Consider the following 21826-nt stretch of genomic DNA (forward strand, 5'->3'; position numbering starts at 1 on the left):
CTTTCCGCTTGCCCGTGCACGCGAAAGACGGTTAAACGCATTTGTCGGGAATTGTGGCGTCTCTCGACGTGGCGGCAAAACTACCTACATAGGGGATGGCCGGGAAAACCCGCCATTCCAGGAAATTCCAGATTCTGAGGCGGCGACCGGCTATGGCCGACCATAAATATCTTTCCATTCGCGGGGCGCGCGAACACAATCTGAAGAATGTCGATCTCGACCTGCCGCGTGACAGCCTGATTGTCATGACCGGCCTGTCGGGCTCCGGCAAATCGTCGCTTGCCTTCGACACCATCTACGCCGAAGGCCAGCGCCGCTACGTCGAAAGCCTGTCGGCCTATGCGCGGCAATTCCTCGAAATGATGCAGAAGCCTGACGTCGACCAGATCGACGGCCTGTCGCCTGCCATTTCCATCGAGCAGAAGACCACCTCGAAGAACCCGCGTTCGACCGTCGGCACCGTCACCGAAATCTACGACTACATGCGGCTTCTGTTTGCGCGCGTCGGCATCCCCTATTCGCCGGCCACCGGCCTGCCGATCGAGAGCCAGACGGTTTCGCAGATGGTCGACCGTGTGCTGGCGGTCGAGGAAGGCACGCGCCTGTTCATCCTGGCGCCGATGGTGCGCGGCCGGAAAGGCGAATACCGCAAGGAATTGCTGGAGCTGCAGAAGAAGGGCTTTCAGCGCGTCAAGGTCGACGGCGTCTTCTATGAAATCGCCGACGTGCCGGCGCTCGACAAGAAGTACAAGCATGATCTCGACGTCATCGTCGACCGTATCGTCGTGCGCGGCGACCTGGCGACGCGGCTTGCCGATTCCATCGAAACCGCGCTGAAACTGGCCGATGGGCTGGCGGTTGCCGAATTTGCCGACAAGCCGCTCGATTCCAGCCAGACCGGCGAGGATTCGGTCAACAAGTCGAAGAACGAGACGCATGAGCGCATCCTGTTCTCGGAAAAGTTCGCCTGCCCGGTCTCCGGCTTCACCATTCCGGAAATCGAACCACGCCTGTTCTCGTTCAACAACCCGTTCGGCGCCTGCCCGACCTGCGACGGTCTCGGCAGCCAGCGCGCCATCGACGGCAATCTGATCGTGCCGGACGAAAACATCTCGCTGCGCGACGGCGCCGTCAGCCCATGGGCCAAGTCGACCTCGCCCTATTACGCGCAGACGCTGGAAGCGCTCGGCAAGGCTTATGGCTTCAAGCTCGGCGACAAGTTCAAGGATCTAACCACGGAAGCCCAGGAAGCCATTCTGCGCGGCACCGGCGAGCGCGAAATCACCTTCCAGTATGATGACGGCCTGCGCTCCTACAAGACGACGAAAACCTTCGAAGGCGTCATCCCCAATCTCGAGCGGCGCTGGAAAGAGACCGAATCCGCCTGGATGCGCGAGGAGATCGAGCGCTTCATGTCGGCGACGCCTTGCCCGGTCTGCAAGGGTTATCGGCTGAAGCCCGAATCGCTGGCGGTGAAAATCGCAGGCAGGCATATCGGCGAAGTCACCGAGCTGTCCATCCGCAAGGCCGACCAGTGGTTCACCGACCTGCCCGCGTCGCTCAACGACAAGCAGAACGAGATCGCGGTGCGCGTCTTGAAGGAGATCCGCGAGCGGCTGCGCTTCCTCAACGATGTCGGGCTCGACTATCTGACACTGTCGCGCAATTCCGGCACGCTGTCGGGCGGCGAGAGCCAGCGCATCCGGCTGGCGTCGCAGATCGGCTCCGGCCTCACCGGCGTGCTCTACGTGCTGGACGAGCCATCGATCGGCCTGCACCAGCGCGACAATGCGCGCCTGCTCGATACGCTGAAGCACCTGCGCGACATCGGCAACACGGTGATCGTCGTCGAGCATGACGAGGACGCCATCCTGCATGCCGACTATGTCGTCGACATGGGCCCGGCCGCCGGCATCCATGGCGGCGAGATCATCGCCCAGGGAACGCCGCAGCAGGTGATGGCCAATCCGAATTCGATCACCGGCAAATATCTGTCGGGCGCTCTCGAAGTGGCGACGCCTGGCGTGCGCCGTGAAGCGAAGAAGAACCGGCGCCTCAAGATCGTCGGCGCGCGCGGCAACAATCTGAAGAACGTCACCGCCGAAATCCCGCTCGGCACCTTCACCGCCGTGACCGGCGTGTCGGGCGGCGGCAAGTCGACCTTCCTGATCGAGACTTTGTTCAAGGCGGCCTCGCGCCGCATCATGGGCTCGCGTGAGCATCCGGCCGATCATGACCGCATCGAGGGCCTCGAATTCCTCGACAAGGTCATCGACATCGACCAGTCGCCCATTGGCCGTACGCCGCGTTCCAATCCCGCCACCTATACCGGCGCCTTCACGCCGATCCGCGACTGGTTCGCTGGCCTTCCCGAAGCCAAGGCGCGCGGCTATCAGCCGGGACGCTTCTCGTTCAACGTCAAGGGCGGCCGCTGCGAGGCCTGCCAGGGCGACGGCGTCATCAAGATCGAGATGCACTTCCTGCCCGACGTCTACGTCACTTGCGACGTCTGCCACGGCAAGCGCTACAACAGAGAGACGCTCGACGTCGTGTTCAAGGGCAAGTCGATCGCCGACGTGCTCGACATGACGGTCGAGGAAGGCGTCGACTTCTTCGCCGCCGTGCCCGGCGTGCGCGACAAGCTCGACACGCTGAAGCAGGTCGGCCTCGGCTATATCCATATCGGCCAACAGGCGACGACGCTGTCCGGCGGCGAGGCGCAGCGCATCAAGCTGGCCAAGGAACTGTCGCGCAAGGCGACCGGCAAGACGCTCTACATCCTCGACGAGCCGACCACCGGCCTGCATTTTCACGACGTCGCCAAACTATTGGAAGTGCTGCACGAACTGGTCGACCAGGGCAACACGGTGGTGGTCATCGAGCACAATCTCGAAGTGATCAAGACCGCCGACTGGGTGCTCGACCTCGGCCCCGAAGGCGGCGACGGCGGCGGCGAACTGGTCGCACAGGGCACACCGGAAGCGATCGTGCGCGAAAAGCGCAGCTACACCGGCCAATTCCTCAAGGAACTGCTGGAACGGCGCCCCGGAGGCAAGCGCGAAGCGGCGGAGTGATCGGACCGGTTGGCGCCTGGAGAGTTTTTGAATGACAATCCGAAGAGCGCTTGCCGGTGATCTCCAAACCGTCGTCTCGCTGACGCAAGCCGCTTATGCACCCTACACCGCCCTGCTCGGCGCACCGCCGATCCCGGTCACCGAAGACTATGAGCCGCGCATCGCGCGTGGCGAGGTCTGGCTGCTCGAGAGCGGCAGCGAACTTGCGGGGCTGCTCACCCTGGAACGGCATGACGATCACGCCATGATCTTTTCCGTCGCGGTCTCCCCTGACTTTCAGGGCAAAGGCTTCGGCATTGCGTTGCTGAAACACGCGGACGAACAGACGCGCCTGTGGGGCCTGCCCGAGGTACGGCTTTACACCAACGCCAGGATGGAGCGGAACATCGCGCTCTATCTGGCCTATGGTTTCCACGAAACGGGTCGCCGGCCCAATCCCTACCGGCCAGGATGGGTGCTCGTCGACATGGCCAAAACCGTCGATGAGATCACAGCGGCCTGATTTTTCTGAACTCGGGAGGATAACATGAGCACATCGGGAACAATCCGCGCCGGCATGGGCGGCTGGACCTTCGAGCCCTGGGATACGTCCTTCTATCCCGACAAGCTTTCCAAGGCCAAGCAGCTGAACTACGCCAGCCGCCAGGTGGCGAGCATCGAGGTCAACGGCACCTATTATTCCAGCTTCAAGGAGCCGACCTTCGTCAAATGGGCCAGCGAGGCGCCGGACGGTTTCGTCTATGCGCTGAAGGGCAACCGCTTCGTCACCAACCGGCGCGTGCTCGGCGAGGCCGGCGAGTCGATGATGCGTTTCCTCGGCTCGGGCGTGGCGGCACTCGGCGAAAAGCTCGGGCCGATCCTGTGGCAGTTCGCGCCGACCAAGAAATTCGATCCCAACGATTTCGAAGCCTTCCTGAAACTCCTGCCGGAAAAGCAGGACGGCGTTGCGCTGCGCCACGCGGTCGAGGTGCGCAACGACACCTTCGTCGTGCCGGAATTCGCCGCACTCGTGCGCAAGTACAAGGTCGCGATCGTCTATGCCGACCATGCCAAATATCCTGATATCGCCGACGTCACCGGCGATTTCATCTATGCGCGGCTGCAGACCGGCAGTGACGACAATCCCGATTGCTACACGCCGAAAGGCCTCGATGAATGGGCGGCACGTGCGAAGACCTGGGCGGAAGGCAAGGTGCCCGCCGACCTGCGGCGCGCTGATCCCGCCACCGAGGCGCCGGTCAAGCCGCGCGACGTGTTCGTCTACTTCATCACCGAGGGCAAGGTGCGCGCGCCGTTCGGCGCCATGGCGCTGATGAAGCGCGTGACAGACTGACGAGCAAAGCGCGTCTCCTATGCGTTTTGCGCGCAGCAAAGCGCTTGATCGTGGCGTATTCAGCGCCATCGTAACCTTATCGACACTTCCTTGCTGCATGAATCCGGCACGCCAAGTTGCAGAGCTGGAACCGCCGCCGGCAAGGAAACGAGGGGCATGTCGCTCGACTACACTTCACTTCTGCTGGCTGTCGGCTTTTCCGCCGCCTGCCTGAGCCTGACATTGTTTGGCATGTGGCTGACCGCTCGCACGGAGAAGTTCCTGCTGACATGGGCGATCAGCCTGGTGTTCGTGGTCGGCGATATTTTTGTCTATGACGCCTATATCGATATGCCCGGGCGCCTGCAGGGCATCGCCACGCTGGCTTTCCTCCTGCTCGGTTTTTCGACAATGCTGGGCGCCGCCTACCAATTCAGAACCGGCGGCTCGCCAATGCCGCGAATGGTGCTTGTCGGCGCCATTTCGCTGGTTGTGACGTTGCCCCCCATGGCTCTTGGCTATGACGGGCTGGGCTTCATGTTCGAAAACGCCTTCGCCGCATTGCTTCTGTTCGTAACGGCGTTCGAATACTGGAAAGGCCGCGACGAAGCCCCTGCCCTGACGATCGGCATCACCGCGCTCTATTCGGCCACCGCCACGTCCTTCGCTCTGTGCGCCATGGTTCTTGTCTGGGATGGAAAGCTGATCCTTGGTCATGCGCCCAGCAACTGGGCCGAGGAGCTGAGCCTCATCATCGTCATCGCCAGCATGACCGGTATCGGAGCGCTTTCCCTGGCGCTCAATCAGGGGCGCCTGGCCAGGCATCACCGCCACAATGCCCTGACCGACCCGCTGACCGGCCTGCTCAACCGCCGCGCCCTGTTCGACCTGCACGGCGATGCCCCGGTCGGTGCCTTCACGGCGGTGGTTGTCTTCGACCTCGACAGCTTCAAGGCCATCAACGACGAATTCGGCCACGCCGCCGGTGATGAAGTGCTGAAGGTTTTCGCCAGGGACCTCGCCGGCAATCTTCGCCCGGCCGACGTCGCCGCGCGCATGGGCGGCGAGGAGTTCGCGCTGGTGCTGAAGCGGACCTTACCCGAAACGGTGGAGGCCACCGCCGAGGCCATACGGGCAGCTTTTGCCGCGCGTCGCATCGAAACCGAGATGGGTTCACTGACATGCACGGTCAGTGCCGGATTTGCCTTCGGCACCAAGGAGGGTCTCAGCTTCGACAAGGTGCTCAGCGCTGCCGACAAGGCGCTCTATGCCGCCAAGCGCGGCGGCCGCAACCGCGTCACCGCCTCTCCATTCCGGCGCGCAAGCTGACCGCGCGCATCGATGCCGTAGCTACGATCAGGATGAGCAAAGGCGGCCCTTATGCCGCGATGACGATTTCATTGAAGGTATCCAGGTCGACATAGAAGACCTTGGTGATCTCCTCGATCAGGTCGTCGTATTCGCAGCCCTGTGACCTCAAGATGTTGATGGCGGCGATGATGTCGACACGTTCGGTAAGCCGCCGCTTCTGGTAGTCCTCGACGTAACGTTCCATGGCTGTCCCTTAGCCTGTGTGCCCAAACGCGTTGAACGACAGAGATCGCAGGAGGGAAGCTAGGAAGCCTTGCTTGCGTGGAACTTGCCGGCTGGAGCCTGCACCTTCCCTCTATCTGCAACCAACCAGACTGATACGGAAGCGGCCGACTCACAAAAGCCCTGGGAAAGACTAGCACGCAGCCCATGGTGCGCCAGTGACGCGGAAGGTTGGAGCGGAGAAATATTGGACTTGCCAATGACTTGGGAACGTCAACTGAAGTCCAACGACGATTCTAGACCGTCAGGAACTTGCGGACATCCGCCCTGTCGAGATCTTCCGCCGGGCCGGTATGGACGATCACGCCACGGTCCATGATGTTGACCTCGTCGGCCAACTCGCGGCAGAAGTCGAGATACTGTTCGACCAAAAGCACGGCAATGCCGGCCTGATCGCGCAGATAGCGGATGGCGCGGCCGATATCCTTGATGATCGACGGCTGGATGCCTTCGGTCGGCTCGTCGAGCACCAGCAGCTTCGGCTGCATCACCAATGCCCGGCCGATGGCGAGTTGCTGCTGCTGGCCGCCGGAAAGATCGCCGCCGCGGCGGCCGAGCATCTGCTTCAGCACCGGAAACAGCTCAAACACATGCGCCGGTATGTTGCGGTCGGCCCGTTTCAGCGGCGCAAAGCCTGATTCCAGGTTCTCCCGCACGGTGAGCAGCGGAAATATCTCCCTGCCCTGCGGCACGAATGCGATGCCCGACCGGGCGCGATCATACGCCGCGCTCCGGTCGAGCGCCTTCCCCTCGAAGGCAACGCTTCCGCTCGTCAGCCGGTGGTGGCCGACGATCGATCTCATCAAACTGGTCTTGCCGACGCCGTTGCGGCCGAGCACGCAGGTGATCTTGCCGGCGCCGGCTTTCAGCGACACGCCGCGCAGCGCCTGGGCGGCGCCGTAGTGCAGCGTGGCATCGGATACTTCGAGCATGTCAGCGCCTTCTCCAGAACCTGAGGAAGGACAGGTCGAAGTGATGGAATTGCACCCGCCAGACCATATTTATCTCCCCAGATAGACTTCGACGACGCGCTCGTCGGCCGACACGAAATCGAGTGTGCCTTCGCTAAGCACCGAGCCCTCGTGCAGGCAGGTGACCTTGACGCCGAGCTCGCGCACGAAATGCATGTCGTGCTCGACGACGATGACCGAATGGTCGCGCGCGATATCCTTGAGCAGCCGCGCGGTTTCCTCGGTCTCTGCGTCGGTCATGCCGGCGACCGGTTCGTCGACCAGAAGCAACTTCGGATCCTGCGCCAGCAGCATGCCGATCTCGAGCCACTGCTTTTGTCCATGGCTGAGATTGGCCGCCAGTTCGTTACGCTTGTCGCCAAGCCGGATGATGCCCAGGATGTCGTCGATCTGCCGCGTCTCGGCCGTCGAGCGGCGATGGAACAGCGCCGGGAAGATCGAGCGCGGCCCCTTCAGCGCCAGCATCAGATTCTCTTCGATAGTGTGGCTTTCGAAGACGGTCGGCTTCTGGAACTTGCGGCCGATGCCCATCATGGCGATCTCGGCTTCATCGTGCTTGGTGAGATCGACCTGGCCGTCGAAGAACACCTCGCCCTCATCGGGCCGCGTCTTGCCGGTGACGATGTCCATCATCGTCGTCTTGCCGGCGCCGTTGGGGCCGATGATGGCGCGCATCTCGCCCTTGTCGAGCACCAGCGACAGACTGTTGATGGCGCGAAAGCCGTCGAAGGAGACCGAGACGCCGTCGAGATAGAGGATCGTGTTCGACTTTGACATGGCCGCTCACTCCGCCGGCTGCGGTTCGGGGCTGGCTGCGGACCAGTCGCCGGGCTTTGTCGCCGCGCTACGAACGATTTTCGCCGGCGGCGTGACGTCGGCATCGGTGCCGGCTTCCTCGGCAATCGAGGCTGCTCGCAACGCCCTGGCGTTGCCGCGCCAGGAATCCCACATGCCGATGATGCCCTTGGGCAGCAAAAGCGTGACGGCGACGAACAGCCCACCCAACGCAAACAGCCAGAATTCCGGCAGCACGCCGGTGAACCAGGATTTGCCGGCATTGACCAGCAGCGCACCGATGATCGGTCCGACAATGGTGCCGCGCCCGCCGACGGCGGCCCACACCACGACTTCAATCGAATTGGCCGGCTCGAACTCGCCAGGGTTGATGATGCCGACTTGCGGCACGTAGAGCGCGCCGGCAATGCCGGCCATGACAGCCGATACGGTGAAGGCGAACAGTTTTACATTCTCCGCCCGCCAGCCGAGGAAGCGGGTGCGGCTCTCGGCATCGCGCACCGCCATCAGCAGCTTGCCGTATTTCGAGCCGACGATCGCCCAGGTGACGAAGACGGCGAGCGCGAGCGTAACAGCGCTGGCCGCGAACAGCGCCGAACGCGTCGCGTCGGCCTGCACGTTGAAGCCAAGAATATCCTTGAAATCGGTCAGGCCGTTGTTGCCGCCAAAACCCATGTCGTTGCGGAAGAAGGCGAGCAGCAGCGCATAGGTCATCGCCTGGGTGATGATGGAGAGATAGACGCCGGTGACGCGGCTGCGGAAGGCGAACCAGCCGAACACGAAAGCCAGCAGGCCAGGCACCGCGAGCACCATCAGGCCGGCAAACCAGAAATGGTCGAAGCCATACCAGAACCACGGCAGTTCCTTGTAGTTCAGGAACACCATGAAGTCGGGCAGGATGGGGTTGCCATAGACGCCGCGCGAGCCGATCTGGCGCATCAGATACATGCCCATCGCATAGCCGCCGAGCGCGAAGAAGGCGCCGTGCCCGAGCGAGAGAATGCCGCAATAGCCCCAGACGAGATCGAGCGCCAAGGCGAGCAGCGCATAGCAGAGATATTTGCCGGTCAGCGCCACAATATAGGACGGGACGTAGAAGGTACTGGTGGGAGACACCGCGAGATTGAGCAGCGGCACGATGACGGCCGCAGCCAACAGGATGAAGATCGTGATGGCGATGCGGCGGTCCGCGCCCGCAGCGAAGAAGCGTCCTGACATCATGCTTCCACCGCCCTGCCCTTGAGCGCGAACAGACCGCGCGGGCGCTTCTGGATGAACAGGATGATCAGCACCAGCACGACGATCTTGCCGAGCACCGCGCCGGCATAGGGCTCAAGGAACTTGTTGACGATGCCGAGCGAGAAGGCGCCGACCAGCGTGCCCCACAGATTGCCGACACCGCCGAAGACGACGACCATGAAACTGTCGATGATGTAGCCGCGGCCGAGATTGGGCGAGACATTATCGATCTGGCTGAGCGCGACACCGGCGATGCCGGCAATGCCGGAACCGAGCGCGAAGGTCAGTGCGTCGACCCATGGCGTTCTGATGCCCATCGAGGCGGCCATGCGCCGGTTGGCGGTGACGGCGCGCATCTGCAGGCCCCAGGGCGTGCGCTTCATCACATAGAGCAGCACCGCGAACACGGTGAGCGCGAAAACCAGAATCCACAGTCGGTTCCAGGTGATCGCAAGCTGTCCGACATTGAACGAGCCCGACATCCACGACGGGTTGCCGACCTCCTGGTTGGTCGGCCCGAAGATCGAGCGCACCGCTTGCTGCAGGATCAGCGAGACACCCCATGTCGCCAGCAGCGTTTCCAGCGGCCGCCCGTAGAGGAAACGGATGACGCCGCGCTCGATGATCAGGCCAACCAGAGCCGAGACGAGGAAAGCGAGCGGCAGCGCGATGACCAGCGACCAGTCGAACAGGTCCGGAAAAGACGTACGGATCACTTGCTGGACGACGAAGGTCGTGTAGGCGCCGAGCATGACCATCTCGCCATGCGCCATATTGATGACGCCCATGACGCCGAAGGTGATGGCAAGGCCGATCGCCGCCAGCAGCAGCACCGAGCCCAGCGAAATGCCGTACCAGATGTTCTGGCCGGCATCCCAGAAGGCCAGCGTCGAATTGATGTTGGCGATCGCGGCCGTGGCAGCTTGCTTGACCGCGTCCGCGGAATTCGCCTCGACAGACGTGAGCAGCGAAACAGCATCACGGTCGCCACGCGCGCCGATCAGCGCGACGGCAGCCAGCTTGTCGGCATCCGGCCGATCGGAGACCAGCACGGAGGCGGCACGAGCCTGTTCGAGCAGAGCCTTGACGCTGGCCACGCTTTCGTTGGCAATGGCCGTGTCGAGCGGCCCGATGTTTGCGGCATCGGGTGTCTTGAACATGGTGTCGGCGGCTGCAATGCGCACTGCCGGGTCCTTGGCGCCAAGCGTCAGCGTACCCAACGCATCGCGGATGACGCGACGCAGCGTGTTGTTGACCTTGATCTTGGTGATGTCGTCCTTGGCCGCCTCGCCCGATGCCTCGCCGCTCAACGGGTCGGAGAGCTGAACGGTTTCGCCCGCTTCCTTGCCGGCAAACACCAGGGAATCGACCTTGCGGACATAGAGGTTGCCGTCGGCGAGCGCCGCAAGCGGCCGTTCCACCGCCGGATCGCCAATGGCCGCCAGTTCGTGGACGACGGCTCCGATCTCCGAAAAACCCTTGGCCGTCGCGAATTTGGCGATGATGCCGCGCAGATCGGCTTCGCTTGCGCCCGATGACGACAGCGTCGCCAGCAGGAACAACAGCGTCAGACCAATGGCGCGAAACAGGTTCATCGGCTCCAGGTGACCTTTGAAAGTTGAATTGGGCGTCCGGACGGCGGAGGAAACCGTCCGGACGCGCGGTCATGGGCATAGACCTGAAGGTCCAGCCCGGGGAGGATCAGTTTGTGCCCTTGCCGCCGCACTTGCCGGTGGCAACATTGAAGTTGCCGCAGGACAGAGGCGCGCGCCAATCGGAGATCAGGTCCTTGGAGTCCGGCAGATAGTCGGACCACTCGTCGCCCATCACCAGACCCGGCGTGCGCGACACGGTTTCGAACTGGCCGTCGGCCTGGATTTCACCGATCAGCACCGGCTTGGTGATGTGGTGGTTCGGCATCATCGTCGAATAGCCGCCGGTCAGGTTCGGCACCGAGACGCCGATCATGGCGTCGATGACCTTGTCCGGATCGGTGGTGCCGGCCTTCTCGACCGCCTTCACCCACATGTTGAAGCCGATGTAATGGGCTTCCATCGGATCGTTGGTGGTGCGCTTGTCGTTCTTGATGAACTTGTGCCAGTCGGCGATGAACTTCTTGTTTTCGGGCGTGTCGACGCTCTCGAAGTAGTTCCAGGCGGCGAGATGGCCGACCAGCGGCGCGGTGTCGAGACCGGCAAGCTCTTCCTCGCCGACCGAGAAGGCCATGACCGGGATGTCCTCGGCCTTGATGCCCTGGTTGCCGAGTTCCTTGTAGAACGGCACATTGGCGTCGCCGTTGACGGTCGAGACGACGGCGGTCTTCTTGCCGGCCGAACCGAACTTCTTGATCGCCGAAACCTCGGTCTGCCAGTCGGAGAAGCCGAACGGCGTGTAATTGACCATGATGTCTTCCGCCGCGACGCCCTTGGCCTTCAGATAGGCCTCGAGGATCTTGTTGGTGGTGCGCGGATAGACATAGTCGGTGCCTTCCAGCACCCAGCGCTTCACCGAACCGCCATCCTCGCTCATCAGATAGTCGACAGCCGGGATTGCCTGCTGGTTCGGCGCAGCACCCGTGTAGAACACGTTGCGCTCGCTTTCCTCGCCCTCATACTGGACGGGATAGAACAGGATGTTGTCGAGTTCGGAGAACACCGGGAGAACCGACTTGCGCGACACCGAGGTCCAGCAGCCGAACACCGCCGCGACCTTGTCCTTGGAGATCAGCTCGCGTGCCTTTTCGGCAAACAGCGGCCAGTTGGAAGCCGGATCGACGACGACCGCCTCGAGCTTCTTGCCGAGCAGGCCGCCCTTGGCGTTCTGCTCGTCGATGAGCATCAGCATGGCGTCCTTCAGCGTCGTCTCCGAAATCGCCATGGTCCCCGACAGCGAATGGAGAATGCCGACCTTGATCGTGTCGTCAGCAGCCTTGGCGGGAGCGGACATCAACAGGCCGGCGGCAACCACGCTCGCCGAAAACATTTTTGTTATGGTCGAGAAATTACCCCTCATATTACAGACTCCCAAGCTGGTTGATTGCACCGCAACACTACAATGCAACCCCCATGCCAATCGCTTTGGCGACGCCGAGGAGAAACCAATAATTACGCATTATCAGTGCCTTGAAATATTAGGCTTATAAAAACAAAGAGAGCCGGTTAAAAATTGATTGAGAGAAATTTGCGCAGCGCACGCGACCTCTGCCTAATTTTCGCCCATTTTTGCCAAATGCCTAGATTTTGGCCTTCGCAGGCGTATCGCCGACGACCGATGTTGCGGCGCAGTGCAAAAATAGGGCAAGCTCGTTCCTCAAACGAGCGACGTCATGGCTTCAGGCATTTCACGCATCTTTATCGGCATATTGCTTCTGGCGGCAGCAACCGGGACCGCACGAGCCGACTTCAGCGACGGCAAGATGCCCGACGGCACCTATCACTGCGAGGTCTACCTGCTCGGCATGTTCCTCAACCTCGGCGACATCACCATCAAGGGGAACGTCTACAGCGGCCCAATTTACACCGGCCTTGGCACCTTCGGCACCGCGCAGCAGGGGTACAACTATCAGATGGATGCAAACGGCGTGATCTCCTGGCTGGGACCGCTGGGCGGCTACACCGCCGGCGGCAACTCGCTGTCGCTGACCCAGGCAACGCTGGACGGCCAGACCACGCCCTCCTTCGACATCATCATGAAACAACCCGACGGCGCCTTCACCGCCTCGACCTGCACCAGAGGTTGAGATGGCAAGAAAAAGGCGCGGAACCTTGTGGGTTCCGCGCCATCACGCAATCGGGGAGGATGTGACTAGATCGTCTTGGCCGACATCTGCGCGGCGATGTAGTCGGCCTGGCGGATCGCCAGCGACACGATCGTCAGGGTCGGGTTTTCGGCGGCCCCAGTGGTGAACTGGCTGCCATCCGACACGAACAGGTTCTTGATGTCGTGCGCCTGGCCGTGCTTGTTGACGACGCCGTCGGCCGCTTTCTCGCTCATCCGGTTGGTGCCCAGATTGTGAGTCGACGGATAGGGCGGCGTCGGGAAGGTGCGCGTGGCACCAACCGCCGCATAGAGCGCCGTGGCCTGCTTATAGGCGTGGTTGCGCATCGCGGTGTCGTTCGGATGGTCGTCGAAATGCACGTCGGCGATCGGCATGCCGTGCGCGTCCTTCTCGTCGGCATGCAGCGTGATGCGGTTCTCCGCGCGCGGCATGTCCTCACCGACGATCCACAGGCCGGCCATGTGGTCGTAGTGGTCGAGTGCGGTGGTGAACGAGCGGCCCCAGGCGCCGGGATCCAGGAAGGCCGCCATGAACGGCAGGCCGAGTGACAGCGTCTCGAACTCGTAGCCGCCGACGAAACCACGTGACGGATCATGGCGCGCCTCGTCGCGGATGATGCCGGCCATGGTGGTGCCGCGATACATGTGCACCGGCTTGTCGAAGATGGCATAGACCGAGCCGGTGGTGTGGCGCATGTAGTTCTTGCCCACCTGCCCCGACGAGTTGGCAAGACCATCGGGGAATTTGCCCGATGCCGAATTGAGCAACAGCCTTGGGCTCTCGATCGAATTCCCCGCAACGGCGACGATGCGGGCCTTCTGCTCCTGCAGCTTGCCGTCCTTGTCGGCATAGACGACGCCGGTCACCTTGCCCGAGGCGTCATGGTTGATCTTGATCGCCATGGCGTTCGGCCTGACTTCAAGATGGCCTGTCGCCTCGCCCTTGGGGATCTCGGTGTAGAGCGTCGACCATTTGGCGCCCCATTTGCAGCCCTGGAAGCAGAAGCCGGTTTGCTGGCAGGACATGCGGTCGTCGCGCTCGACCGAGTTGATCGCCATGTTGCCGGTGTGGCATTCCTTGTAGCCGAGCTTGTCGGCGCCGGCTTTCAACACCTTGAAATTGTTGTTGCCCGGCAGCCGCGGCCAGTCATTGGTGCCGGTGACGCCCATCTTGGCTTCGGCCTTGGCGTAGTAGGGCTCCATCTCGGCCAGTGTGATCGGCCAGTCGAGCAGGTTGGCGCCTTCCAGTTTGCCGTAGGTCGACAGCGTCTTGAACTCATGCTCCTGGAAGCGCAACGAGGCTCCCGCCCAATGCGTGGTCGAACCGCCGACCGACTTGACGATCCAGGCCGGCAGGTTCGGAAAATCCTTGGCCACACGCCAGTCACCGGATGTGGTGCGCTTGTCCGTCCAGGCGAGCTGTGCGAACGAACCCCACTCGTCATTGATGAAATCCTCATATTCGTGGCGCGCGCCGGCTTCCAGGATGACGACGTCGACACCCTTCTGGGCGAGTTCGTTGCCGAGCGTGCCGCCGCCGGCGCCCGAGCCGATGATGACGACCACGCCGTCGTTGTTCAGATCAAATGAAGCTGCCATGGTTTCCTCCCATGATTTCTGTTTGCGGGTTCAGGAACGACGGGGCTCAGAGCCACTCTATGTCGTTGAAACCGCGCGCGATGTAGCCGCCCTTGGAATAGGACTCGCCCTCGTAACCGAAGATCGGCCACACCTCTTTCTGGTTGTACAGGCTGACGACGAGGCCGCCACGGATGGCCTGGAAGAACGGCGTCGCCTCGATCTGCTTCAGCACGCCGACGCGCTGGTCCTCCCAGCCGAGGCCGCGGTAGCCGCCGTCACCGGACTTCTTGTCTAGGTCGGCGATGCCGTCTTCGATCGTCGCCTTGTAGGCGGCGTCCTTGCCGGCCTGCTCGTCATGGCCCTTCACGGCAATGGCGTAATATTTGTCGGGAACCTGATCGTGCGGATAGATGTCGCGCGCCATCTGGATCAGCGTCGCCATGGTTTCGGGCTTGAGCGCCGATGTCTCGAGGCCCCAGGCATGTTCGGGGCTGATGACCGCACTGCCGGAGATGACGAGCAGCGCGCCGATGCCACCCCGCTTGAGAAGTTCACGACGTGAAAGCCCAGGCTTCGCGTCATAGATCGTGACCATTTTATTCCTCCCTGCTTGCTATGTGCGCTCTGGTGAGCGCCGTTGCTGGCGCCGCACCTGCCGGTGCGGTTGCTATGTCTCCTATTGGAAGCGACCTCCGCGTTGCAGAACCTCGATCTTGTAGCCGTCCGGATCCTCGATGAAGAAAAAGCGGGCGATCAGCGACCCGTCGCGGTTGAACTCGACGATCTTCTTCGGGTTGAGGCCGAGCGCGCCGAGACGGTCATGTTCGCTGTCGAGGTCGACGACCGAGACCGCGAGGTGGCCGTAGCCATCGCCGAGCCCGTAAGGCCCCTGCCGATCCTTGTTCACGGTCAGTTCGAGTTCGAACCCTGTCTCGGCATTGCTGAGGTAAATGAGCGTGAATGTCTCGAAGTCCAGCCTGTCGGCGACATCGAGCCCAAAGGCATTTCTGTAGAAATCGACGGATCGGGCCTCGTCGAGAACCCGGATCATGGAATGGATCGCTTTTGCCAAATCAGTCTCCGTCCTAATGTGTGGAAACGATTATGGGCAGCGCGGAAAAAAGGTGGTGGCAGCCGGTTACCACGCTCAAGACCCGTGAATTGTCCTGCTTCGGCGACGGGGACGAAAGTCCGATTGCCGTTCCGCCAATTTTGCCCGACAATGCATGTGGGGACAGGTTGAGCGGTGTCAGGCTGCGCGCCGTCCACCCAAGACCAACAATCATGGGAGGTTTGTCGGATGTGCAGGGTGTTTGCGGGCCAGGATCCCGAAGGCTATCGCCAGATCAACCGGTCGATTCGCATCGACGGCCACTCGACCAGCATCCAGCTTGAAGCGACATTCTGGGCTTTGCTGGACGAAATCGCCGAAAATCAGGGTTTGACGACGCCAAAATTCATCTCCAAGCTCTATGACGAAGCCATCGAGATCAACGGCGCCATTCCGAACTTCGCATCGATGCTGCGCACCACCTGCGCGCTCTACCTGCGTGGCCATAGGCCTGATGTGGACGAGCAGATGGCGCTGAAGCGGGAAGCTGCCTAGCGCGCTTCCACAGCGACAGCGAGCGCCAATCGGCTCATGTCGGTGAAAAGCGCCTGGCGTTCGGAATAATCGGTCAGTTCACCGGTCTCGATGTTGTCGACCACCGCGCAGATCGACAGCGCACGAGCCCCGAAATGCGCTGATATGCGGTAGAGCGCGCTGGTTTCCATATCGACGGCCAGAGCTCCGGCTGCCTGCGCGTCGGCAAAACGGGCGCGTCCTTCCGGGTGATAGAAGATGTCGCTGCACACCGTCAGGCCCGCACAATGGTCGATGCCAAGTTCGGCTGCCTTGGCCAGCGCACAGGCGAGAAGCGCCGGATCCGGGCCGGCGGGTCCATAGAGGCCGAAAACCTGACCGCTCTGGGCGCTCTCCGCCTGTGCCGATTGCGAGATGACAAGGCTGCGCAGTTTTGCCGTGGCGGTCAGGCTGCCGCAGGTGCCGGTGCGGATCAACGTTCGCGCACCAAAATGTTCCAGCAATTCATGCACATAGATCAGAAACGATGAAACGCCGATGCCCGTCGCCTGAATGCTGACGGGTTTGCCGCCAAACAGCCCGGTAAAGCCAAGCGCGCCACGTCGGCGATTGATGCAGCGCGGCGCCTCCAGAAACGTTTGCGCCATCCACTCGGCGCGCTGCGGATCACCCGGCAACAACACTGTGTCGGCGTAGTCGCCCTTGTCTGCTTCGTTGTGTGGCGTCAATCGCTGCTCCCCCGAGCCGGCCTGCCGTTTCACCCGCAATCATGGCGTTGTCGCGGCGCAGCGCAAGGAAAGAACATGAAGGAGGTTCTAGGACTCCAGCACGTCCTTGACGATCGTTGCCAGTTGCTTGAGCGAGAACGGCTTTGGCAGGAAGCCGAAATGCGCGTCGGCAGGCAGGTTTCTGGCGAATGCGTCCTCGGCATAACCGGATACGAAGACGAACTTGATGTCGGGCTGGCGCTTGCGCAACTCACCAAGCAGCGTCGGCCCGTCCATTTCCGGCATCACCACGTCGGAAACGACGATGTCGACCTTGCCGCCCAGCGCCTCGAACACCTCCAGCGCCTCCACGCCCGATGACGCCTCGTGCACGGTGTAGCCGCGCGAGGTCAGCGCCCGCATGCCGCCCATGCGCACGGCATCCTCGTCTTCGACGAGCAGCACCGTGGCCGAGCCCGACAGGTCCTTGGCCGCATCGGCGACCTTCGCCGGCGCCGCCGGCACATCGCCGGGCTCGCCTGCTTTTCTCGCTTCCGCAATATGACGCGGCAGGAAAATGCGGAAAGTCGAGCCTTTGCCGACTTCGGAATCGCAGAAGATGAAGCCGCCTGTCTGCTTGATGATGCCGTAGACCATCGACAGGCCAAGGCCGGTGCCCTTGCCGACTTCCTTGGTGGTGAAGAAGGGCTCGAAGATCTTCTTCAGCACGTCGGGCGCGATACCGCTGCCGGTGTCCTCGACTTCGACCACGACATAGTCCGCCGGGGCGAGCTCGCGATAGGAAAAGGCCTTGCACTCCTCGGCGGTCACATTTCGGGTGCGCACGGTGAGATCGCCACCCGCCGGCATTGCGTCGCGCGCGTTGACCGCAAGGTTGACCACCACCTGTTCGAACTGCCCGATATCGACCTTGACCGGCCACAGGTCGCGGCCATGGTCGACCTTCAGCTTGATGTCGTTGCCGACCAGCCGGGCCAGCAGCATCCTGAGATCGGCGAGCACGTCGGTCAGGTTGAGCACTTCCGGCCGCAATGTCTGCTTGCGCGAGAAGGCCAGCAGTTGCCGCACCAGCGAAGCCGCCCGGTTGGCGTTCTGCTTGATGTTCATGATGTCGGGGAAGGACGGGTCCGACGGACGGTGGTTGGTCAACAAAAGGTCCGACGCCATGATGATGGCGGTCAGCACATTGTTGAAATCATGCGCGATGCCGCCGGCAAGCTGGCCGACCGCCTGCATCTTCTGGCTTTGCGCCATCTGTCCTTCGAGCGCCTTCTGCTCCGTCGTCTCGACGGCGTAGACGATCGCCGACTCCTCGGCGCCTTCGCCGCCGGTGCCGTCGGCGACCGCGTTGACGTAGAAACGGATGTGCCGCTCGTCGTTGCCGGGCAAAAGCGTGTCGATCGGCTCGATGTCGGCCTGCCGCTGCTGCGCTCTTTCGAAGGCAGCCGCAAAGGCGGGCCGGTCGCGTTCATGGATCACCGTGTCGAGCCGCACACGGCGATCGACGGCGTCGCCATCGACGACGGCTGAAAACAGCGACAGGAACGGCGCATTGGTGCGCAGGATGCGCCCGTTGTGGTCGACGCCGGCTATCGCCATCGGTGTCGAGTTGAAGAAGCGGGTGAAGCGCACTTCCGAGGCCCGCAAATCGGCCGAGGAGTCCTCGCCTTGCGTGCGGTTGAGCACAATTGTGCGCGTCGGCCCGTTGAGGCCTTCGCGGCTGGCCGAAACGCGATGCATGAAGCGCACTGGCAGCGCCTCGCCCGTCATCGTCGTCAAATCGAGATCGATCACCGCGTTGCGTGTCGTGCCGGGGTCGGCCTTGACCGAGCGGACCAGCGCCATGCCGTCGCCGGCCACGATCTCGGCCAGGGAGACGGCACCGGGCGTGAAGCTGGTGAGGTCGATGCCCAGCCATTCGGCGAGCGTGGCGTTGATGTAGGTGACGCGGCCTTCCTGGTCGGCCGAAAAGAAGCCGGCCGGCGCGTGGTCGAGATGATCGATCGCCTTTTGCAAGTCGAGGAAGAAACGCTCCTGCTCGGCCCGCTCCTGCGAGATGTCGGCCAGCTGCCAGGCCAGCATCGGCAGCCGCTGGCCCGGAACGCTGAAGGTGCGCGCCCGCGCCCTGTACCAGCGGGCGCCTGGCTCCGCGCCTGGCCGAATGGATTGCGCGAGCCGAAACTCACCATCGCCCGGCTGGGCGTCACGCAGGCCGGACGCCAGGCGATAGATCGTCACCGAAGCTTCAGGAACATCCGAGAGCAACCCCTCGACCGTCTTCAGGTCGGCCGCCGACGACGCTCCGGTCATGTCGGCATAGGCGCGATTGGCGTAGACGACACGGCCTTTGGTGTCGGTGACGAGAAGGCCCTGCGACATGGAGTCGACGAAGGATTTCGACAGTTCGTCGCCCGTCGAACGTGGCGTGACCTGCACGAAGCCGATCGCCGTGGCAAACAGGAAGCCGACGCCGATCATCGCCAGCACGCCGAGCATGCCGAGCAGGAAAGGATCGCCGAGGCGCTCGCGGAACAGGCCGAAAACGATCGCCGCCCCCGTCAGAACGACGATGAAAATGATAAGCCGGGTGACCGCGCCCGGTCGCGTATTCTGGTCGACGATCGGTACCGGATAGAAATCGCCGCGCGCTTCCTTGGCCATATGCCCCCTGCTCGTGAATTCCGGTGTTCCGACACCCGCCCGTACCGGGTTGAATCACATTCTCCTAGTCCGGAAAAGGCCTGGGCGGCAAATGTCGGATAAAAATGATGTCTTGCGGCCTTCGGAGTTTTTCTAGCTGTTCACCAGCGTGAAACGCAACTTGCGGTGGCCCGCCGCAACGGTCTAGTGTCGCATCACTTCCAAGGGCAATCAGGGGTAACCAATGCAATGGCTGGATAGCGTGGCGGGCCCTGGTTATGCCGCAGCACTGTTGTGGACGTTTGCAGCACTTGTCCTGCTGGTCATCGTTCTCGTCATCATCAAGCTGGTGCGCAATCTGACGTTCGGAACTTTCGTTGCCGGCGGCCGCAACCGCAAGACGCGGCTGGCCGTCATGGATGCCACCGCTGTCGACAGCCATCGCCGGCTGGTGCTGGTGCGCCGCGACGACATCGAGCACCTGCTCTTGATCGGCGGCCCAACCGACGTCGTCGTCGAGCGCGATATCCGTCTTTCGGCGCTACGCCGTCCGGCATTGACCGGAGATGGCGGCTTGCAGCCGGTCCCGGCCACCGCGGCCCCGGCGGCAAGGCCGCGTCCGCCGCAACCCGCTCCACCGCCGGCAAGACAGGCACCCGCTCCGCAGCCGGTGAACACGGCGCCGCCCGCCCGCCCGCGCCAAATAGCGCCGGCACCGGCACCGGCACCCGCGGCAAAGCCGGTGGCGCAGCAAAGCTACCAGCCGACCAATGTCACGCCGCTGCCCGCCTACGGCTCCGCCAATGCCAATGTCGTCAGGCACGCGCCACCGCCGCCACCTGTGCAGGACAGCATCGACGACACGCTGATGAGGGAACTCGAAGTGTCGCTCGACCAGCCCCGCTCAGGCGGCCCGGTGAGCAAACCGGTGGCGAAGGCGCCTCAGTCGCTCGACGATGAAATGACCAAGCTTCTCGGCGAACTCTCCAGCCAGAAGCGATGAGCGGCCGCTGAGTCACTATATCAAGATATCAAGCGAAAATCGTAACCGGTTTGGCTGCCGAACCACCTTTCGGAAGGCCCATACGTCAAGGGCTTGTGGATTTCGTGCGCCCTGAACGGTGGATGCCACGCCAATAGAAATGGCCGGAAAACCGGCCATTTCAAAATCAACGTCGCTCATGACGGCTGGTCGTGCGCCGCCAGCCTTGACCCTTAGTCGTCGCGGTAGACTTTTTCGCGGCGCTCATGCCGCTCCTGCGCTTCGATCGACAACGTTGCGATCGGACGCGCATCGAGCCGCTTCAGCGCGATCGGCTCGCCGGTCTCCTCGCAATAGCCATAGGTGCCTTCGTCGATGCGCTGCAGGGCGGAATCGATCTTTGCGATGAGCTTGCGCTGACGGTCGCGGGCCCTGAGCTCGATAGCGCGGTCGGTTTCCGAAGAGGCGCGATCGGCCAGATCGGGGTGGTTGGCGTTCTCTTGCTGCAGGATTTCCAGTGTTTCGCGCGCTTCGCGCAATATGTCATTCTTCCAGGTGACGAGCTTTGAGCGGAAGTAGGATTTCTGCCGCTCGTTCATGAACGGCTCGTCTTCGGAGGGTACGTAATCGGCGGTAACGATGTCGTTCATTCGACTCACCCAAACTGCCCCAATTTTCGCGCCTATATATTCGTCGCCCGACGCCTGCACAAGCGCAATCGGCCGCCGTCTCACGCAATTGTTAATGTGCACCGGCGCGCGCCTTTGCAGCAGCGTACGGTCGCTTTGGTACCAAACTACGCTGCGACACTTTGGATCCGGCAAAACATGCTTTCCGAAGATCGACCGTGATCTTCTGGCCGAAGCACAGGCGCCTTTTGCGGCGCCGCCGCATGGTGATTCGCTGTGTTCGACGAACACGGGCCATTGTGCGCAATGCCGTTCTCGTGGCTAATCCTGGAAGGCTTCGGCATTCGGAGGTTGGGTGAGCAGGCTTTATCTGTTGCGACATGCCAAGGCTGGCTGGGCGCTGCCCGGCATGCGCGATTTCGATCGCCCGCTCGATGCATCCGGCCGTGCCGATGCCGAAATGATGGGCGCCGCCATGCGCTCCCGCTTCTATGTTCCGGACCTGACGCTGTGCTCCAATGCCAAACGCGCCAAGGAGACGCTGGAAGGCCTGGCCGGCCAGACCGACACCGGCCGGGTCCTGTTCTTCGACACGCTCTACAGCGCGGACGCGGCCGGTTACCTCCAGCTCATCCGCGACAATGGCGGGGCTGGTTCATTGCTGGTCATCGGCCACAATCCGATGACGGAAGATCTCGCCATGGCGGTTTCGGGCGACGGCGACGAGACGGCGCGGGCCACGCTCAACCATGGGTTCCCGACCTCGGGCCTCGCCGTCGTCCGTTTTGACGGCGATCTTGCCAAGGCCGCCCAGGGCACCGGCTATCTCGAAGCGTTCCTGACGCCGGCCGATCTCTGAAGCCATTTCAAAGCCTGGTTGCAGAGCCTATATCGGACGGACCGAAGTCCGAGAGAGCATA

At 62.4% G+C, this 21826-nt stretch carries 21 protein-coding genes; 8 read left to right on the top strand and 13 right to left on the bottom strand.

Going from position 1 to position 21826, the window contains the following annotated elements:
• The first annotated feature begins 152 nt into the window (after positions 1-152).
• The 4 genes from uvrA to FCU66_RS17995 all read left to right on the top strand — a co-directional run bounded on the left by uvrA (position 153) and on the right by FCU66_RS17995 (position 5715).
• On the top strand, positions 153-3074 hold the full coding sequence (gene uvrA / locus FCU66_RS17980) for an excinuclease ABC subunit UvrA (RefSeq protein WP_136618967.1): 2922 nt from the start codon (positions 153-155) through the stop codon (positions 3072-3074).
• A 31-nt stretch (positions 3075-3105) separates the two neighbouring features.
• A complete protein-coding gene (locus tag FCU66_RS17985) occupies positions 3106-3576 on the top strand; it encodes a GNAT family N-acetyltransferase (protein WP_136618966.1) in 471 nt (156 codons plus the stop codon).
• Positions 3577-3600: 24 nt separating this feature from the next.
• Positions 3601-4407: a DUF72 domain-containing protein gene (locus tag FCU66_RS17990; RefSeq protein WP_136618965.1), complete on the top strand. Its 807-nt coding sequence runs from the start codon at positions 3601-3603 to the stop codon at positions 4405-4407.
• A gap of 156 nt (positions 4408-4563) precedes the next feature.
• The gene (locus tag FCU66_RS17995) at positions 4564-5715 is read left to right on the top strand and encodes a GGDEF domain-containing protein (RefSeq protein ID WP_136618964.1); all 1152 of its coding nucleotides are present in this window, start codon (positions 4564-4566) and stop codon (positions 5713-5715) included.
• A 49-nt stretch (positions 5716-5764) separates the two neighbouring features.
• Here the strand turns inward: FCU66_RS17995 and FCU66_RS18000 are convergent, their stop codons facing one another.
• The 6 genes from FCU66_RS18000 to urtA form a co-directional block, all read right to left on the bottom strand.
• Entirely contained in the window at positions 5765-5941 is a 177-nt protein-coding gene (locus tag FCU66_RS18000) for a hypothetical protein (RefSeq protein WP_136618963.1), read from the bottom strand.
• 274 nt (positions 5942-6215) lie between these two features.
• Positions 6216-6911, bottom strand: coding sequence for an urea ABC transporter ATP-binding subunit UrtE (gene urtE / locus FCU66_RS18005; protein ID WP_136618962.1), 696 nt, complete (start codon positions 6909-6911; stop codon positions 6216-6218).
• A 69-nt stretch (positions 6912-6980) separates the two neighbouring features.
• Positions 6981-7727, bottom strand: coding sequence for an urea ABC transporter ATP-binding protein UrtD (urtD, locus tag FCU66_RS18010; RefSeq protein ID WP_136618961.1), 747 nt, complete (start codon positions 7725-7727; stop codon positions 6981-6983).
• 6 nt (positions 7728-7733) lie between these two features.
• The gene (gene urtC / locus FCU66_RS18015; protein ID WP_136618960.1) at positions 7734-8966 is read right to left on the bottom strand and encodes an urea ABC transporter permease subunit UrtC; all 1233 of its coding nucleotides are present in this window, start codon (positions 8964-8966) and stop codon (positions 7734-7736) included.
• Positions 8963-10579 carry an urea ABC transporter permease subunit UrtB gene (gene urtB / locus FCU66_RS18020; protein ID WP_136618959.1) on the bottom strand — a complete coding sequence of 539 codons (1617 nt, stop codon included), beginning with the start codon at positions 10577-10579 and terminating at the stop codon, positions 8963-8965. The genes urtC and urtB overlap by 4 nt, the downstream gene beginning before the upstream one ends.
• Positions 10580-10685: 106 nt before the next feature.
• Positions 10686-11996 carry an urea ABC transporter substrate-binding protein gene (gene urtA, locus FCU66_RS18025; protein WP_126069003.1) on the bottom strand — a complete coding sequence of 437 codons (1311 nt, stop codon included), beginning with the start codon at positions 11994-11996 and terminating at the stop codon, positions 10686-10688.
• 313 nt (positions 11997-12309) lie between these two features.
• Here urtA and FCU66_RS18030 point away from each other — a divergent pair, with 313 nt between their 5' ends.
• Entirely contained in the window at positions 12310-12723 is a 414-nt protein-coding gene (locus FCU66_RS18030; protein ID WP_136618958.1) for a hypothetical protein, read from the top strand.
• 65 nt (positions 12724-12788) lie between these two features.
• Here the strand turns inward: FCU66_RS18030 and FCU66_RS18035 are convergent, their stop codons facing one another.
• The 3 genes from FCU66_RS18035 to FCU66_RS18045 form a co-directional block, all read right to left on the bottom strand.
• The gene (locus FCU66_RS18035; protein WP_136618957.1) at positions 12789-14360 is read right to left on the bottom strand and encodes a GMC family oxidoreductase; all 1572 of its coding nucleotides are present in this window, start codon (positions 14358-14360) and stop codon (positions 12789-12791) included.
• Between the two features lie 46 nt (positions 14361-14406).
• Positions 14407-14937 carry a gluconate 2-dehydrogenase subunit 3 family protein gene (locus FCU66_RS18040; RefSeq protein WP_136618956.1) on the bottom strand — a complete coding sequence of 177 codons (531 nt, stop codon included), beginning with the start codon at positions 14935-14937 and terminating at the stop codon, positions 14407-14409.
• An 81-nt stretch (positions 14938-15018) separates the two neighbouring features.
• On the bottom strand, positions 15019-15414 hold the full coding sequence (locus tag FCU66_RS18045; protein WP_136618955.1) for a VOC family protein: 396 nt from the start codon (positions 15412-15414) through the stop codon (positions 15019-15021).
• 228 nt (positions 15415-15642) lie between these two features.
• Here FCU66_RS18045 and FCU66_RS18050 point away from each other — a divergent pair, with 228 nt between their 5' ends.
• Positions 15643-15948 (top strand): ribbon-helix-helix domain-containing protein, encoded by a 306-nt coding sequence (locus FCU66_RS18050; protein WP_136618954.1) that lies wholly within the window; start codon positions 15643-15645, stop codon positions 15946-15948.
• On the opposite strand, the gene FCU66_RS18055 is transcribed toward FCU66_RS18050, so the two are convergent.
• Positions 15945-16655 (bottom strand): purine-nucleoside phosphorylase, encoded by a 711-nt coding sequence (locus tag FCU66_RS18055; RefSeq protein WP_136618953.1) that lies wholly within the window; start codon positions 16653-16655, stop codon positions 15945-15947. The two genes, FCU66_RS18050 and FCU66_RS18055, sit on opposite strands and share 4 nt — an antisense overlap.
• 87 nt (positions 16656-16742) lie before the next feature.
• Positions 16743-19316, bottom strand: a complete 2574-nt coding sequence (cckA, locus tag FCU66_RS18060) for a cell cycle histidine kinase CckA (RefSeq protein WP_136618952.1) — start codon at positions 19314-19316, stop codon at positions 16743-16745.
• A 223-nt stretch (positions 19317-19539) separates the two neighbouring features.
• Between cckA and FCU66_RS18065 the strand changes: the two genes are divergently transcribed.
• Positions 19540-20298 carry a flagellar biosynthetic protein FliO gene (locus FCU66_RS18065; protein ID WP_136618951.1) on the top strand — a complete coding sequence of 253 codons (759 nt, stop codon included), beginning with the start codon at positions 19540-19542 and terminating at the stop codon, positions 20296-20298.
• A gap of 15 nt (positions 20299-20313) precedes the next feature.
• On the opposite strand, the gene FCU66_RS41175 is transcribed toward FCU66_RS18065, so the two are convergent.
• Both FCU66_RS41175 and dksA read right to left on the bottom strand, forming a co-directional pair.
• Positions 20314-20478 (bottom strand): hypothetical protein, encoded by a 165-nt coding sequence (locus FCU66_RS41175; protein WP_168992257.1) that lies wholly within the window; start codon positions 20476-20478, stop codon positions 20314-20316.
• A gap of 32 nt (positions 20479-20510) precedes the next feature.
• On the bottom strand, positions 20511-20927 hold the full coding sequence (gene dksA / locus FCU66_RS18070; protein WP_013531862.1) for an RNA polymerase-binding protein DksA: 417 nt from the start codon (positions 20925-20927) through the stop codon (positions 20511-20513).
• 334 nt (positions 20928-21261) lie between these two features.
• On the opposite strand from dksA, the gene FCU66_RS18075 reads away from it, so the two are divergent.
• Positions 21262-21765 (top strand): SixA phosphatase family protein, encoded by a 504-nt coding sequence (locus FCU66_RS18075; RefSeq protein WP_136618950.1) that lies wholly within the window; start codon positions 21262-21264, stop codon positions 21763-21765.
• The last annotated feature ends 61 nt before the right edge of the window (positions 21766-21826 follow it).

It is taken from the genome of Mesorhizobium norvegicum, assembly GCF_004919685.1.
GTDB classification, from domain to species: domain Bacteria; phylum Pseudomonadota; class Alphaproteobacteria; order Rhizobiales; family Rhizobiaceae; genus Mesorhizobium; species Mesorhizobium norvegicum.

Excerpts from the sequence above, each read along its gene's own strand:
- urtA (WP_126069003.1), bottom strand. The coding sequence starts at position 11,996 with ATGAGGGGTAATTTCTCGACCATAACAAAAATGTTTTCGGCGAGCGTG.
- FCU66_RS18000 (WP_136618963.1), bottom strand. The coding sequence starts at position 5,941 with ATGGAACGTTACGTCGAGGACTACCAGAAGCGGCGGCTTACCGAACGT.
- urtE (WP_136618962.1), bottom strand. The coding sequence starts at position 6,911 with ATGCTCGAAGTATCCGATGCCACGCTGCACTACGGCGCCGCCCAGGCG.
- dksA (WP_013531862.1), bottom strand. The coding sequence starts at position 20,927 with ATGAACGACATCGTTACCGCCGATTACGTACCCTCCGAAGACGAGCCG.
- FCU66_RS18065 (WP_136618951.1), top strand. The coding sequence starts at position 19,540 with ATGCAATGGCTGGATAGCGTGGCGGGCCCTGGTTATGCCGCAGCACTG.
- urtD (WP_136618961.1), bottom strand. The coding sequence starts at position 7,727 with ATGTCAAAGTCGAACACGATCCTCTATCTCGACGGCGTCTCGGTCTCC.
- FCU66_RS18030 (WP_136618958.1), top strand. The coding sequence starts at position 12,310 with ATGGCTTCAGGCATTTCACGCATCTTTATCGGCATATTGCTTCTGGCG.
- FCU66_RS17985 (WP_136618966.1), top strand. The coding sequence starts at position 3,106 with ATGACAATCCGAAGAGCGCTTGCCGGTGATCTCCAAACCGTCGTCTCG.
- cckA (WP_136618952.1), bottom strand. The coding sequence starts at position 19,316 with ATGGCCAAGGAAGCGCGCGGCGATTTCTATCCGGTACCGATCGTCGAC.
- FCU66_RS17990 (WP_136618965.1), top strand. The coding sequence starts at position 3,601 with ATGAGCACATCGGGAACAATCCGCGCCGGCATGGGCGGCTGGACCTTC.
- FCU66_RS41175 (WP_168992257.1), bottom strand. The coding sequence starts at position 20,478 with ATGAGCGACGTTGATTTTGAAATGGCCGGTTTTCCGGCCATTTCTATT.
- FCU66_RS18040 (WP_136618956.1), bottom strand. The coding sequence starts at position 14,937 with ATGGTCACGATCTATGACGCGAAGCCTGGGCTTTCACGTCGTGAACTT.
- FCU66_RS18050 (WP_136618954.1), top strand. The coding sequence starts at position 15,643 with ATGTGCAGGGTGTTTGCGGGCCAGGATCCCGAAGGCTATCGCCAGATC.
- urtB (WP_136618959.1), bottom strand. The coding sequence starts at position 10,579 with ATGAACCTGTTTCGCGCCATTGGTCTGACGCTGTTGTTCCTGCTGGCG.
- FCU66_RS18035 (WP_136618957.1), bottom strand. The coding sequence starts at position 14,360 with ATGGCAGCTTCATTTGATCTGAACAACGACGGCGTGGTCGTCATCATC.
- uvrA (WP_136618967.1), top strand. The coding sequence starts at position 153 with ATGGCCGACCATAAATATCTTTCCATTCGCGGGGCGCGCGAACACAAT.
- urtC (WP_136618960.1), bottom strand. The coding sequence starts at position 8,966 with ATGATGTCAGGACGCTTCTTCGCTGCGGGCGCGGACCGCCGCATCGCC.
- FCU66_RS17995 (WP_136618964.1), top strand. The coding sequence starts at position 4,564 with ATGTCGCTCGACTACACTTCACTTCTGCTGGCTGTCGGCTTTTCCGCC.